The following is a 13996-nucleotide window of genomic DNA, read 5'->3' as shown; positions in this document are numbered from 1 at the left end:
CCCGAGTCGTCAGGCCATGACGCCCTGGAAGGCCGCGACCATCACGCCCTGGAAGGCCGCGACCATCACGCATGAGCGGCGGCGCCAGACCATGATGTCCTGGAATGGCGCTACCGTCAGAGCATGATGTATCGCCTCATCGCGGACACCGCGATGGTGATGCACTTCGCCTTCCTGGCCTACATGGCCGTGGGCGGGTATGTCGCATGGCGCTGGCGGCGCACGATCTGGGTCCATCTCGCGGTCACGACCTGGGGCCTGATCTCGCTGGCCACCGGCGTCGAATGCCCGCTCACGGTGGTGGAGGATTGGGGGCGCCGCAACGCCGGACTCCAGGGCCTCCCGCCCACCGGCTTCATCGACCACTACATCGAAGGCGTGATCTACCCCGAGGAATACGCGAACTTGGCCCGTCTGGGGGTCGCCATTCTCGTGTTGTTCTCCTACGCCGGGTACGTTCTGCGTCGTCAATGACAGCCAAGTGGTCTGTACCAATTAAGGTAGGACTCGTGACTCGTCGCGCGAAAATAGTCTGCACTCTAGGTCCCGCCACGTCCTCTCCTGAACGCCTGCGCGAGCTGATCGCCGCCGGCATGGACGTGGCCAGGTTCAACCTCAGCCATGGTGACCATGACATGCACCGTGAGGTATACGACCGGGTCAGAGAGGTGGCGGCCGACCTCGGCCGCGGTGTAGGCGTGCTCGCCGACCTGCAGGGCCCCAAGATCCGCGTCGGCAGGTTCGAGGAAGGCCCGGTCCGGCTCGGCTTCGGCGACGTCTTCACGATCACCACCGAGGACGTGCCGGGCGACCGGGAGCAGGTCTCCACCACCTACAAGGGCCTGCCGGGCGACGTACGCCCCGGTGACACCATCCTGGTCGACGACGGCCGCCTCGTCCTGGAGGCGACCAGCGTCGAGGGCGACCGCGTCATCACGCGCGTCGTCATCGGCGGCATGATCTCCGACAACAAGGGCCTCAACCTGCCGGGCATCAACGTCAGCGCGCCCGCGCTCACCGACAAGGACGAGGCCGACCTGCGCTGGGCGCTGCGCACCGGCTTCGACATGATCGCCCTGTCCTTCGTCCGCCGCCCGTCCGACGCCGACGTGGTGCGCAACATCATGGAGCAGGAGGCCGTCCGCCTCCCGCTGCTCGCCAAGATCGAGAAGCCGCAGGCGGTCGACCGCCTGCCCGAGATCGTCGAGGCGTTCGACGGCATCATGGTCGCCCGTGGTGACCTCGGCGTCGAGCTGCCCCTGGAGCAGGTGCCGATCGTTCAGCGGCGCATCATCGAGCTCTGCCGCGAGAAGGCCCGCCCGGTCATCGTCGCCACCCAGATGCTCGACTCGATGATGAGCGCGCCCCGCCCCACCCGCGCCGAGGCGTCCGACGTCGCCTACGCGGTCATGGACGGCGCCGACGCGGTCATGCTCTCGGGCGAGACCTCGGTGGGCAACTATCCCATCGAGTCGGTCTCCACCATGGACCGCATCGCGCGCGCCGCGGAGGAGCACTCGCTGCACGCCACCCACTCCCTGGAGCGCCTGCCGGAGACGACGGGCGGCGCCATCGCCCGCGCCGCCGCCGAGGTCGGCGCGATCGTCGGCGCGAAGGCGCTGATCGCGTTCACCATGTCGGGCGAGACGGCCCGCCGCCTGGCCCGCTACCGCTCGCCGATCCCGCTGCTGGCCTTCACCTCGGCCCCGCACGTGCGGGGGCAGCTGTCGCTGACGTGGGGCGTGGAGACGTTCCACGTGCCGTTCGTCCACCACACGGACGACATGGTGCGCCAGGTGGAGGCGTCACTGCTGACGCTGGGCCGCCTGGAGAAGGGCGACAAGGTGGTCATCGTGGCCGGCTCGCCTCCCGGCACCCCGGGCTCCACCAACGCCCTCCGCGTCCACACCATCGGCTCCGCGGTCTCCCACAGCTAATTTCCGGCAAAACCTTCTTTAGGATTTTTTTACGGCAAGCACGGGAGGACCCACCCTGGACGGCCCGCTGACGGCCCTCCAGGGGAACGCTCCTCCGCTTCCCCGGCTCGCCGCCGTGACGTGCGCGTTCTTGACCGTCTCCGTGGGCAGTGCGGCGCAGGTGGGTGGTGGGTCACGGTTGGTGGGCGGAGCGCAGCCAAGGGTGTGTGCCCGCCACGGTGGGCATGTCCGCCACGCTGCCAAGGGCGGGCGTGCCCGCGATAATGCCCAGGTCTGTGGCCCTGCGCACCATGACGGCCAGGTCTGTTGGCGTCTTCGTTATGGCGCCTAGGTCTGCCTGCCGGAGGGCCTGGACGGGATCTCCTGGCTGTGTGGTGGACAGGACCGCGGCCTCGGTCCGGCCACACGGAAGCCACGGCCCACCATGCGCACGTCACGGCGCTCAGCCGGCTCCACCCCAGGAGCGTGTCCCTGGACGGGCGCCGGCCCCGTGTGGCGGGTGGCGCCCACCGGGCCGGCCGTAACAGATCTTGGGCTTGTGGATCTCGGAGGGTCAGTTGGCGTGGAGCGAGGCGTTGAGCTCGACAGGGCCGCCGGCGCGGGGGGCGGCTTCCACGGCGCCGGTTTGGGAGTTGCGGCGGAACAGGAGGCCGTTCGTACCGGACAGTGACTTGGCCTTGACGACGCGGCCGTCCGGGAGGGCGACCTTGGTGCCGGCCGTCACGTAGAGGCCCGCCTCCACCACGCAGTCGTCGCCCAGCGAGATGCCGATGCCGGCGTTCGCGCCCAGCAGGCAGCGTTCGCCGATGGAGATGACCTCCTTGCCGCCGCCCGAGAGCGTACCCATGATCGAGGAGCCGCCGCCCACATCGGAGCCGTCGCCGACGATCACGCCCGCCGAGACGCGGCCCTCGACCATCGAGGCGCCCAGCGTGCCCGCGTTGAAGTTCACGAAGCCCTCGTGCATCACCGTGGTGCCGGTGGCCAGGTGCGCGCCGAGGCGTACCCGGTCGGCGTCGGCGATCCGGACACCCGCCGGCAGCACGTAGTCGACCATCCGCGGGAACTTGTCCACCCCATACACCGACACCGCCCCCCGGGCCCGCAACCGCAGCCGGGTCTGCTCGAACCCCTCCACCGGACACGGCCCGAAGTTGGTCCACACGACGTTCGCCAGCAAGGAGAACAGGTTGTCGAGACTCAGTCCATGCGGCTGGACCAGGCGGCTGGAGAGCAGGTGCAGCCTGAGGTAGGCGTCGTGGGTGTCCGCCGGCGGCTCGGAGAGCTTGGCGATGCCGGTGCGCACGGCCACCACCTCGACGCCCCTGGCCGGGTCGGGACCCACCAGCGAGGCCAGCTCGCCGGCCTCCTCGGCGGAGAGCCGCTCGGTGCCCGTAACGGGCGGGTCGCCCAGCTGCGGAGCGGGGAACCAGGTGTCAAGTACGGTGCCGTCGGCGGCGATGGTCGCGAGCCCGATGGCGTAAGCGCCGGTCACGGTGGGATCGATAGCTGTCACTGGCACAAACTATCGTCTTCCGCTCCGACCCCAGAGCTGGGAGTCGTCCGTGTCATCACCTCGCCGGTCCACCGGACCGCATTCCACAGGTCACGCGAGCCCATGGTCGATCACCTGGTCGCCTGGCTCAGCCGCGAGCCAGCGTGCCACGTCTCCAGCCGCGACACCCGCAGGCGCGGTGTTCGCGACGATGTCTGCGGCGGTGCGGACGAAGGCGGCAAGGGCGGGGGAGCGAGTCTGCTCGGGCCAGGCCAGGACGACCGTGGTGGGGGCGGCGTCCACGACCGGTATGCAGACCAGGTCGCGCCGTACCTGCTCCTTGGCCGATTCGGGGACGACGGCGATCAGCCTGCCGAGGGCGATTAACTGCATGATCTGAGCGGCATCGCCCGCCCGCAGCCCGGCCGCGACATGTGGCTCGGACCCGCCCAGCGGCTTGGACGCGACCTGCCGTCCAGAAACCTGCGGCCCGGAGACGTGCGGCCCGGAGACGTGCGGCCCGGAGACGTGCGGCCCGGAGACGTGCGGCCCGGAGACGTGCGGCCCAGAGACGTGCGGCCCAGAGACGTGCGGCTCGGAGGCGCCAGGATCGGGGGTGCGGGGATCAGGCCAGCGCGAGGTCGGGTCGGCGTCCAGGTCGGCGAGGTGGACGAACGGCCGTCCGGCCAGCGGGTGCCGGGCAGGTACGACGGCCACACTGCCCTCCACCAGCAGCGGCTCCGTGTCGAACCCCGTCATGTCCTCCCGAGGGTGGTGCAGGAACGCCACGTCCGCCGTACCGTCACGCAACAGCCGGGTCCGCTCCGCCACCCCGCACAGCAGCACCTCCACCGGCAGGGCGTCCGGGCGCGACTGGTAGGCGGCCAGGATGTCCGGGAGCAGCGCGCCGTCGCCGCCCGGCTTCAGGGCCACCACGAGCCGCGGCTCGGTCCGCCCCGCCCTGCGCGTACGGTGTTCGGCCGCCGCCACCGCGTCCAGGGCCTTGGCGGCCTCCCTGGCCAGTACCTCGCCCGCCGGAGTGAGCGCCACCCGGCGGCCCGAGCGGTCGAAGAGGGTCACCCCGAGCCGTCGTTCGAGCTTCTGGATCGCCCTCGACAGCGGCGGCTGCGCGATTCCCAGTCGCGCGGCCGCCCGGCCGAAGTGCAGCTCCTCGGCGACGGCGGCGAAGTAGGCCAGCTCACGCGTCTCCATACCCGCAGGGTATCGATCCTGACCCAGCTGGTGTTGGCCCGTTCACGATCGCCGGTGGTGTGCTCGGGGAATGACCACATCGACGATCGCCCTGGTGACCGGGGCGAACAAGGGCATAGGTTTCGAGGTCGCCGCGCAGCTGGCCGCCAGGGGCATGACGGTGCTGCTCGCCGCCCGCGACGCACGCAGAGGTGAGGCGGCAGCCGCCAGGCTACGCGCGAGCGCCACAGACGCGGCCGCGCCTGACTCCGCCACCATGGACCGGCCTGGCTTCGCCACTATGGACGAGTCGGACTCCGCCACCATGGACGGGCCAGCTTCCGGGGGAGCGAACGGGCCAGGATCCGGCGGAACGTACAGACCCCGGTCCGGCGGAACGTACAGTGCCAGTCCCGGCGGAACGTACAGAGCCGCTGGCGTCGACATCCATCCGATCGTCCTAGACGTCACCGACCCCGTCACCATTCAGGCGGCCGCCGCCCACCTGTCAGACCGCTACGGCCGTCTGGACGTACTCGTGAACAACGCCGGCATCTCCGGCCACCACGCAGGCGAGGCACCCAGCACCACCCGGCCCGAGCTGGTGCGACAGGTGTTCGAGACGAACGTCGTCGGCGTGCTCATGGTGACGAACGCGTTCCTGCCCCTGCTCAGGCGCGCGCCCGCCGCCCGCATCGTGAACGTCTCCAGCGGGGTGGGCTCCCTGGGCCATCACACGAACCCGGATCACCACCTGTCAGGACTTCCGGCGTCGGCGGTGTATCCGCCGTCCAAGACGGCGCTCAACGCGCTGACGGTCCAGTACGCCAAGGAGCTGCGTGAGGACGGCATCCTGGTCAACGCCGCAGCGCCCGGAGCCTGTGCCACGGACTTCACCAAGGACCTCGGGTTGCCCATCACCCGCACAGCGGCCGACGGAGCGGCCGTTATCGTCAGATTGGCCACCCTCGGCCCCGACGGGCCGACGGGCGGATTCTTCGACGATGACGGGACAGTGCCTTGGTAGACATCATTGAGCTCAACCGCCGGTCTGTGCAGGCGACCGTCGACCTGGTGGCGACCATCAAGCCGGGCGACCTGGACCGGCCGACACCGTGCGCCGGCTGGGCGGTGCGCGACCTGCTCGCCCACCAGATCGTGCAGAACCATGGCTTCGCCTTCGCCGCCTCCGGTGCGCGGTCCGATCTGGACAGGTGGGAGCCGAGTCCGGTGGGTGACGATCCAGTGGAGGAGTACGCGGCGTCGGCGCGGGCGGTGATGGACGCCTTCGCCGCGGACGGCGTACTTGATCGGGGGTTCTATCTGCCGGAGATCCGCGACGGAGGTCCCTTCCCCGCGCGGATGGCGATCGGGTTCCACTTCGTCGACTGCGTGGTCCACGACTGGGATTTCGCCAAGGCGCTGGGCGTTCCCGCGAACGTGGAGGAGGATCTGGCCGAGGCCGCGCTGCCGGTGGCCGCCAAGGTGCCCGACACACCGGAGACGCGCGGGGAGGGCAGGGCGTTCGTGGCGGGGGTGCCGGCGGCGGACGACGCCCCGGCTCTGGACCGGGTGGTGGCGCTACTCGGCCGCTCGCCGGGCTGGTCGGCGAGCTGAAGCGGTAGGCCGGGCTGGTCGGCGAGCTGAAGCGGTAGGCCGGGCTGGTCGGCGGGCGAAGCGGCTCGCCGACCTAGTGGGGGGCGAAGCGGCTGGCCGGGCCGTCCCGAGAACAGGGGCCCGTCCCGGAGACGCCACCTGTCCCGGAGATAGCGTCCGTCCTGGAAACGGCGCCCAGACAAGGAACAGCGCCCGGCCGAAGTGGCCGGGCGACTGATCGAAGTGCCCCGGGTGGGACTCGAACCCACACTGTGCGGGTTTTGAATCCGCTTCCTCTGCCAATTGGGATACCGAGGCGAGGATCCGGAAATATCCGGATCCGTCCTTATCGCACGGCGAAAGGGTAGCCGAAATTCGCAGCCACCCACCACCGGCGTCGCTCTAATCTAGCGGACATCGGTACTCTCTTGCTCGTGAGTACGCAGCGGCGAGTGGTGATCGCGGAAGACGAGGCCCTGATCCGCCTCGATCTCAAGGAGATGCTCGAGGAAGACGGCTACATCGTCGCGGGCGAGGCCGGTGACGGCGAGCGGGCGATCCAGCTGGCCACCGAGCTGAGGCCGGATCTGGTGATTCTCGACGTCAAGATGCCCGTCCTCGACGGCATCTCGGCGGCCGAGCGGATCGTGGCGGAGCGGATCGCTCCGTGCCTCATCCTGACCGCCTTCTCCCAGCGCGACCTGGTCGAACGCGCCAGGGACGCGGGGGCCATGGCCTATCTGGTCAAGCCCTTCACCAAGGCCGACCTGGTGCCCGCGATCGAGATGGCGGTCAGCAGGCACGAGGAGATGGTGGCGCTGGCCGCCGAGGTGTCGAGCCTGTCCGACAGGCTGGAGACCAGGAAGCTGGTGGAGCGGGCGAAGGGGCAGCTGATGTCCGCGCACGGCTGGAGCGAGCCGCAGGCGTTCCGGTGGATCCAGAAGGCGTCGATGGATCGCCGGCTGAGCATGCGCGAGGTTGCCCAGATCGTTATAGATGACACGGCGGAGCGCGCCTGAGGGGCCGTATATCACCGGATTTGTCCCCTCGGGTTGTGGCGCGATTACGAGTGGGCATCCAACCGGCCTCGGTTTCCTTCGCCTGAGGCGTCCCGGTCGCATGCTGATGGGCGGACTGAAGATCCGCTCACCTGGACGGAGACGCTTCGATGATCCGCATTTCCCGGGCCATGGCCGTCGCCACCGCGGCGGCCATGGCACTGGCGGCCTGTTCCACGGGAGGCACCACCACCGCGCCGACCTCCGCGAATACGGCCACCGCTCAGGCGACGGCGACTGGGAGCGCGGCCAAGGGCGACGGCACCCTGACCATCGGCTCGGTGCTGCCGCAGACGGGGTCGCTGGCCTATCTCGGCCCGCCCGAGTACGCCGGCGTCGACCTGGCCATCAAGGAGATCAACGACGCCGGCGGGGTGCTCGGCAAGCCGGTCACCAAAATCCATACCGACTCGGGCGACACCACCACGAACATCGCCTCGCAGTCGGTCGACAAACTGCTCGCGCAGAAGGCCGACGCCATCATCGGCGCCGCGTCCTCGTCGGTATCGGAGTCGATCATCGACAAGATCACGCGGGCGGGCGTCGTGGAGTTCTCGCCGGCCAACACCTCCGACAAGTTCACCACGATCAAGGACGACGGCCTCTACTTCCGTACGGCCCCGCCGGACAAACTTCAGGGGCGGGTCCTGGGCGACCTGGTGGTGTCCGACGGCAACGACACCGTCGGCATCCTGGCCATGCAGGACTCCTATGGCACCGGCCTGGCCGATCAGGTCACGCAGACCGCCGAGGCGGGCGGCGCCAAGGTGGTCGAGCGGGTGGACTACGACCCCAAGGCGCCCGAGTTCTCCGCCGACGTGGCGAAGATCAAGGCGGCGAACCCGAAGGGCATCGTGCTCATCGGCTTCGAGGAGAGCGCCAAGGTCGTGGCGGAGCTCGTCAAGCAGGGCCTGACGACGGACAAGTACAAGTGGTACATGGTCGACGGCAACATGTCGAACACCAACTTCCTGAAGATGCCCAAGGGCACGCTGAAGGGCGTCAAGGGCACCATCCCCGGCGCGGCGGCACCCGAGGCTTTCCAGAAGCGGCTCCTGGGCGTCAACCCGAAGCTGACCAACTACACCTACGCCGCGGAGTCGTACGACGCGGCGAACCTCATCGCGCTGGCCGCCGAGGCGGCCAAGGACGACGCGGGCGCGGCGATCGCGGCCAAGCTCGTGGACGTCAGCAAGGGCGGCGAGAAGTGCAAGGACTTCAAGTCCTGCGACGAGCTGCTCAAGGCCGGCAAGGACATCGACTACGACGGCGTGAGCGGGCCGGTCGACTTCAACGACGCGGGCGATCCGTCGGTCGCGACGATCGGCGTCTACCAGTACGGCGCCGACAACAAGTACAACGCCGCCAAGGCGCTCGAATATCGCAAGGGCGACATCTCTGGCTGAAGCCCCAGCAGCGACGGCCCCGATCCGAGGATCGGGGCCGTCCGTGACTGGCGGAGACGTTGCGAACGCCCCCCGCGACGACGGCCTCGCGGCGACTGACAGAGACCTTACGAACGCCCTCCGCAGCGGACAGCCCCGAATCGAGGATCGCGGACCATCGCCACTGACTGAGACATTACAAATGGGTATAAAAAGGCTGTCAGAACTCCACGCCCCCTCCCCAGACGTGCATGCTGAGCTTGGGAAACGCGGCGAGGTAGATCGTTCCCTTCGCTGACACAGAGGGGGAGTCACATGATGCGCAAACGCCTGCTGACGGCCGCGGCGGTCTCGAGCCTGGCATTGACGGCCTGTGGCGGTGGCGGCGGTGACACAGGAGCCAAGGGCGCGACGTCGGCCGCTCCGCCCTCGGCCACCGCCGAGGCCAAGGGCGACGGCACGTTGACGATCGGCACCCTGCTGCCGCAGACGGGTTCGCTGGCCTTCCTCGGGCCGCCTGAGTTCGCGGGGGTCGACGCGGCCGTGAAGGAGATCAACGACGCGGGCGGGGTGCTCGGCAAGCCGGTTGTCAAGATCGATACGGACTCGGGCGACACGACGACGAACATCGCCTCGCAGTCGGTGGACAAACTGCTCGCGCAGAAGGCGGACGCCATCATCGGCGCCGCGTCGAGCTCGGTGTCGGAGTCGGTGATCGACAAGATCACGGGTGCCGGGGTGGTCCAGTTCTCGCCGGCCAACACCTCCGACAAGTTCACCACGATCAAGGACAACGGCCTGTACTTCCGTACGGCGCCGCCGGACAAACTGCAGGGCCGGGTGCTGGGCGATCTGATCGTGGCCGACGGCAACGACACGATCGGCATCCTGGCCATGCAGGACTCCTACGGCTCGGGCCTGGCCGACCAGGTCACGAAGACCGCGCAGGATGCCGGGGCCTCGGTGGTGCAGCGGGTGGACTACGACCCGAAGGCCGCCGACTTCTCCGCCGACGTGGCCAAGATCAAGGCGGCGAACCCGAAGGCGGTCGTGCTGATCGGCTTCGAGGAGAGCGCCAAGGTGGTGGCGGAGCTCGTCAAGCAGGGCGTGACGGCCGACAAGGTCAAGTGGTACATGGTCGACGGAAACATGTCCAACAGCAACTACGTGAAGATGCCCAAGGGCACGCTGGCGGGCGTCAAGGGCACCATTCCCGGCGCCGCGGCGCCCACCGACTTCCGGAAGAAACTGCTGGCGATCAATCCCAAGCTGACCAGCTACACCTACGCCGCGGAGTCGTACGACGCCACGATCCTCATCGCGCTGGCCGCCGAGGCGGCCAAGGACGACAGCGGCCGGTCGATCGCCGCCAAGCTGCCCGAGGTGAGCGAGGGCGGCGAGAAGTGCAAGACCTTCAAGTCCTGCGACGAACTACTCAAGACCGGCAAGGACATCGACTACGACGGCGTGAGCGGCCCGGTCGAGTTCAACGCCGCCGGTGACCCGTCGGTCGCGACGATCGGCGTCTACCAATACGGCGAGAACAACGAGTACGACGCCACGAAGGCGCTGGAATATCGCACCGGCAAGATCGCGGGCTGAGTCTCAGCGGGCTGGGCGGCTGAGTCTCAGCCGCCCAGCCCGCACGTCTTGAGCGCGTAGGCGGTCAGCCGCTCCTGGAGCGGTTTGGGCGGCACGACGATGACCACGCGTTCATCGCCGCCGTCGATGGTGGCCCGCACGGGGAACAGGAACGCCTTCTTGCCCTCGGCGAACGCGTGCGGGTCGCAGCGGCCGGGGGTGAGCTCGAGGGCGAGTCGCGCCCGCTGCGCTCCGGCGTCCAGGGTCGCCAGTGGCCTGCTCTTCTTGACGGGGGTGGCGATGTAGTGGGTGGTGCCGCCCACGTCGTGTACGGCCACCACGCCCGCGCTGCGGCGGGTCAGGACGAGGCTGCCGCGCATCACCTTGCCGACCTGCGTCCAGTCGTCGCCGAACTCGATGTCGGCCGCCTCCGTGATCAGGAACGCGGAGCACTCGTCGCGCAGCAGCCGGGTCAGCAGCGGGTCCGGGTGCGGCACCTTGAAGACCACCCTGCGCAGCGGCTCGGACCCGGTGCGCAGGTGGGCCACGACCGTGGCCGGCTGCAGCGACGGCAGGCCCTTGGGCGAGCAGTTGGCCGCGCCGTACGGGATGCGCAGGTCGGTGCGGGGCGTCCGCTTCAGGAGCGCGTCGGCGCGTTCGGGAGGCAGTGTCTTGAACGACGGTGTGACAAGCTGAACGTCGGAGAAATAGACCGGCGTGTCCGTCGCATTGGTGACCGCCACTTCGAGGGCGTGCACAGGCTCGTCAGAGCGCCACTGGGCCAGCGAGACCGACACCCCCTTGGGAGGGTCGGCAGGGGGCGCGGCGGGAGCCTCAGGGGCACCACAGCCCGCCAGAAGAGCAATGGGCAGGATCGCCATAGCGAGGAAGGCCGCTGTGCGCTTCACCAGTCGAACATTAGGCGTGATCCTCAGGCTCCCGTAAGTTGAGGAGTGATTACGACTCCGCATCCAAGTACCGACAGTTCTCCCTTGCATCTGTTGAACTGGCCTTACGTTCTATAGCTTTCCGTCATTCGATTCGGGAACGTCGGCGGTGCTGACCTCACCCGGCCTGGAGATGAAGGAGACACTTCATGATCCGCATTGCTCCCGCGGGACGGGCGCTGGCTGTCGTGGCTGCCACGAGCCTGGCCCTGACAGCCTGCGGTGGTGGCGGTAACACCGCTGCGCCGGCCTCGTCCTCGGCCGCGCCATCCAGTGCGGCTGCCCCGGCTGCCAAGGGCGACGGGACCTTGACTGTTGGCACGCTGCTGCCGCAGACCGGTTCGCTTGCCTTCCTCGGCCCGCCCGAGTTCGCCGGTGTGGACGCCGCGATCAAGGAAATCAACGAAGCCGGTGGCGTGCTTGGCAAGCCGGTGACCAAATATGACACCGACTCCGGTGACACCACCACGAACATCGCTTCGCAGTCGGTGGACAAGCTGCTCGCGCAGAAGGCCGACGCCATCATCGGCGCCGCGTCCTCCTCGGTGTCGGAGTCGGTGGTCGACAAGATCACGGGTGCCGGCGTGGTTCACTTCTCGCCCGCCAACACCTCTGACAAGTTCACCACGATCAAGGACAACGGCCTCTACTTCCGTACGGCGCCGCCGGACAAGCTGCAGGGCCGCGTGCTGGGCGACCTGATCATCGCCGACGGCAGCGACACGGTCGGCATCCTGGCCATGCAGGACTCCTACGGCACCGGCCTGGCCGACCAGGTGGCCAAGACCGTCACCGACGGTGGCGCCGAGGTCGTCGAGCGCGTGGACTACGACCCGAAGGCCGCCGACTTCTCCGCCGACGTCGCGAAGATCAAGGCGAAGGCCCCCAAGGCCATCGTGCTGATCGGCTTCGAGGAGACCGCCAAGGTCATCCAGGAGCTGGTCAAGCAGGGTCTGCCGGCCAGCAAGCACAAGTGGTACATGGTGGACGGCAACACCTCCAACACCAACTACGCCAAGATGCCTAAGAACACCCTCAAGGGTGTCAAGGGCACGATCCCGGGTGCCGCCGCTCCGGATGACTTCAAGGCCAAGCTCATGGCGGTCAACCCCAAGCTGGAGGACTTCAGCTACGCGCCTGAGTCCTACGACGCCATGAACCTGATCGCGCTGGCCGCCGAGGCCGCCAAGAGCGACGCGGGTGTCGACATCGGCGCCAAGCTGGCCGAGGTCAGCAAGGGCGGCGAGAAGTGCAACAACTTCAAGTCGTGCGTCGACCTGCTCAAGGCCGGCAAGGACATCGACTACGACGGCGTGAGCGGTCCGGTCGAGTTCAACGAGGCCGGCGACCCGGCGGTCGCCACCATCGGCATCTACGAGTACGGCGCCGACAACAAGTACCCGACCAAGGCGCTCGAGTACCGCACCGGCAACATCGCCGGCTAGTCCGTACGCCGCACACCCTGGAAGGCCCGGTCCACTGGATCGGGCCTTTCGGCTGTTCCACGACTGTTCGCCGCGAACCGTTCCCCGGCTATCGGCCTATTGGCCGCAGCCCGCCACGATCTCGTCGGCGGCGATCCGGTACTGGGCGAGCAGCGCCACCTGCCGCTCACGCGGAACGTCGGCCCTGGACAGGCCCGCCGTCGTGGACTCGACCGTGCGCACGGCCGTACCCAGCGACTCGGGCAGGCGCGGGCCGAACTGCAGCGTGATGCCGCGCGCCTCAGCGAGGCGGCCGAGCAGCGCGTCCTCGAAGTTCTGGGTGTTCTCCTGGCCCTTCGGCTTCAGCATGAGGCCGACGTAGCCGATCGCGGAGACCACGCGCGCGCAGGGGTCGTCGGTGGGGTCGCCGCCGGTGCTGTACTTGCCGGCCGAGGCGGCGCCGTTCTGACACGCGACGAGGATGGGCAGCAGGAGCGCGATTGTCGCAATTCGTCTCACAGCGCTCATTAAAAACGGCGAAGGGGCCCCTGGGGAGCCCCTTCGCCGTTTTGAGATCTTCTAGGCCTTGGCCAGGGTGCCGAGGTAGAGCTCGATCACCTTGGGGTCGTTGGCCAGCTGGCGGCCGGTACCGGTGTAGGCGTTGCGGCCCTGGTCCAGCACGTAGCCGCGGTGGCAGATCTGCAGGCAGCGCCGGGCGTTCTGCTCGACCATGATGACCGTCACGCCCGCCTTGTTGATCTGCTGGGCCTGGATGAACACCAGGTCCTGCAGCATGGGCGACAGGCCCGCCGACGGCTCGTCCAGCAGCAGCACCGACGGCTCGGTCATGAGCGCCCTGGCCATCGCCACCATCTGCCGCTCGCCGCCCGACAGCGAGCCGGCCCGCTGCTTGCGCCGCTCCTTGAGCGCCGGGAACAGCTCGGCGACGAACTCGAAGCGCTCCTTGAACTTGCCGGGCACCTGGAAGGCGCCCATCTCGAGGTTCTCCTCGATGGTGAGGCTGGGGAAGACGTTGTTGGTCTGCGGGACGTAGCCGACCCCGCGGGAGACCAGCGAGTGCGCCTTCATGTTCGTGATGTCCTCACCCTTGAGCACCACGGTGCCGCTGCGGATGTTGACGAGTCCGAACATGGCCTTGAGCAGCGTCGACTTACCGGCGCCGTTGGGGCCGATGATGCCGATCAGCTCACCCTCGCCAACGTACAGGTCGGAGCCGTTGAGGATGTTGACGCCCGGCAGGTAGCCGGCGATGAGCTCGTCGCACCGCAGCACGGCGTTCGCGGCACCCGCCAGGTGGGCGCCGCGGTCGGTGATGGCCGCCTTCGACTCGGGCTCGGAGCCCGATGCGGACTCGGGGACGG

12 protein-coding genes, 1 tRNA gene and 2 pseudogenes are annotated in these 13996 nt (G+C 68.7%); 8 read left to right on the top strand and 7 right to left on the bottom strand.

Going from position 1 to position 13996, the window contains the following annotated elements:
- The first annotated feature begins 123 nt into the window (after window positions 1-123).
- A complete protein-coding gene (locus tag AB0J16_RS13185) occupies window positions 124-474 on the top strand; it encodes a DUF2784 domain-containing protein (protein WP_358538094.1) in 351 nt (116 codons plus the stop codon).
- 35 nt (window positions 475-509) lie between these two features.
- Window positions 510-1937: a pyruvate kinase gene (gene pyk, locus AB0J16_RS13180; protein ID WP_225291721.1), complete on the top strand. Its 1428-nt coding sequence runs from the start codon at window positions 510-512 to the stop codon at window positions 1935-1937.
- Window positions 1938-2490: 553 nt separating this feature from the next.
- Here pyk and dapD read toward each other — a convergent pair.
- The 3 genes and pseudogenes from dapD to AB0J16_RS13165 form a co-directional block, all read right to left on the bottom strand.
- The gene (gene dapD / locus AB0J16_RS13175) at window positions 2491-3453 is read right to left on the bottom strand and encodes a 2,3,4,5-tetrahydropyridine-2,6-dicarboxylate N-succinyltransferase (protein WP_358438795.1); all 963 of its coding nucleotides are present in this window, start codon (window positions 3451-3453) and stop codon (window positions 2491-2493) included.
- Window positions 3454-3543: 90 nt separating this feature from the next.
- Window positions 3544-3891 (bottom strand): annotated as a pseudogene (locus tag AB0J16_RS13170) (LysR substrate-binding domain-containing protein); the annotation flags it as partial.
- Window positions 3892-4074: 183 nt separating this feature from the next.
- Window positions 4075-4644 (bottom strand): annotated as a pseudogene (locus AB0J16_RS13165) (LysR family transcriptional regulator); the annotation flags it as partial.
- 70 nt (window positions 4645-4714) lie between these two features.
- Here AB0J16_RS13165 and AB0J16_RS13160 point away from each other — a divergent pair.
- Window positions 4715-5650 carry an SDR family NAD(P)-dependent oxidoreductase gene (locus tag AB0J16_RS13160; protein ID WP_358538091.1) on the top strand — a complete coding sequence of 312 codons (936 nt, stop codon included), beginning with the start codon at window positions 4715-4717 and terminating at the stop codon, window positions 5648-5650.
- Window positions 5644-6240, top strand: a complete 597-nt coding sequence (locus tag AB0J16_RS13155; RefSeq protein ID WP_358538089.1) for a TIGR03086 family metal-binding protein — start codon at window positions 5644-5646, stop codon at window positions 6238-6240. Before AB0J16_RS13160 ends, AB0J16_RS13155 begins: the two co-directional genes overlap by 7 nt.
- 223 nt (window positions 6241-6463) lie before the next feature.
- Here AB0J16_RS13155 and AB0J16_RS13150 read toward each other — a convergent pair.
- Window positions 6464-6537, bottom strand: a tRNA-Leu gene (locus AB0J16_RS13150).
- A 116-nt stretch (window positions 6538-6653) separates the two neighbouring features.
- Here AB0J16_RS13150 and AB0J16_RS13145 point away from each other — a divergent pair.
- From AB0J16_RS13145 to AB0J16_RS13135, 3 genes are all read left to right on the top strand, one after another.
- Window positions 6654-7238: a response regulator gene (locus AB0J16_RS13145; RefSeq protein WP_357945566.1), complete on the top strand. Its 585-nt coding sequence runs from the start codon at window positions 6654-6656 to the stop codon at window positions 7236-7238.
- Between the two features lie 149 nt (window positions 7239-7387).
- A complete protein-coding gene (locus AB0J16_RS13140) occupies window positions 7388-8683 on the top strand; it encodes an ABC transporter substrate-binding protein (protein WP_358538087.1) in 1296 nt (431 codons plus the stop codon).
- 294 nt (window positions 8684-8977) lie between these two features.
- Window positions 8978-10264, top strand: a complete 1287-nt coding sequence (locus AB0J16_RS13135; RefSeq protein WP_358538085.1) for an ABC transporter substrate-binding protein — start codon at window positions 8978-8980, stop codon at window positions 10262-10264.
- A gap of 26 nt (window positions 10265-10290) precedes the next feature.
- Here the strand turns inward: AB0J16_RS13135 and AB0J16_RS13130 are convergent, their stop codons facing one another.
- Window positions 10291-11151 carry a hypothetical protein gene (locus tag AB0J16_RS13130; protein ID WP_358538082.1) on the bottom strand — a complete coding sequence of 287 codons (861 nt, stop codon included), beginning with the start codon at window positions 11149-11151 and terminating at the stop codon, window positions 10291-10293.
- Between the two features lie 347 nt (window positions 11152-11498).
- On the opposite strand from AB0J16_RS13130, the gene AB0J16_RS13125 reads away from it, so the two are divergent.
- Window positions 11499-12635 (top strand): ABC transporter substrate-binding protein, encoded by a 1137-nt coding sequence (locus AB0J16_RS13125; RefSeq protein WP_358538080.1) that lies wholly within the window; start codon window positions 11499-11501, stop codon window positions 12633-12635.
- Between the two features lie 96 nt (window positions 12636-12731).
- Here AB0J16_RS13125 and AB0J16_RS13120 read toward each other — a convergent pair whose 3' ends face one another.
- Both AB0J16_RS13120 and AB0J16_RS13115 read right to left on the bottom strand, forming a co-directional pair.
- The gene (locus tag AB0J16_RS13120; protein ID WP_357945579.1) at window positions 12732-13133 is read right to left on the bottom strand and encodes a hypothetical protein; all 402 of its coding nucleotides are present in this window, start codon (window positions 13131-13133) and stop codon (window positions 12732-12734) included.
- A 60-nt stretch (window positions 13134-13193) separates the two neighbouring features.
- Window positions 13194-13949: an ABC transporter ATP-binding protein gene (locus AB0J16_RS13115; protein WP_358538836.1), complete on the bottom strand. Its 756-nt coding sequence runs from the start codon at window positions 13947-13949 to the stop codon at window positions 13194-13196.
- Window positions 13950-13996: the final 47 nt, after the last annotated feature.

The organism is Nonomuraea sp. NPDC049750, from assembly GCF_040659625.1.
In the GTDB taxonomy this organism is placed as follows: Bacteria; Actinomycetota; Actinomycetes; order Streptosporangiales; family Streptosporangiaceae; genus Nonomuraea.
Note: the sequence above shows the minus strand (reverse complement) of the source record. Positions and strands in the feature narration are given on the sequence as shown.

Excerpts from the sequence above, each read along its gene's own strand:
- AB0J16_RS13185 (WP_358538094.1), top strand. The coding sequence starts at position 124 with ATGATGTATCGCCTCATCGCGGACACCGCGATGGTGATGCACTTCGCC.
- AB0J16_RS13160 (WP_358538091.1), top strand. The coding sequence starts at position 4,715 with ATGACCACATCGACGATCGCCCTGGTGACCGGGGCGAACAAGGGCATA.
- AB0J16_RS13140 (WP_358538087.1), top strand. The coding sequence starts at position 7,388 with ATGATCCGCATTTCCCGGGCCATGGCCGTCGCCACCGCGGCGGCCATG.
- AB0J16_RS13135 (WP_358538085.1), top strand. The coding sequence starts at position 8,978 with ATGATGCGCAAACGCCTGCTGACGGCCGCGGCGGTCTCGAGCCTGGCA.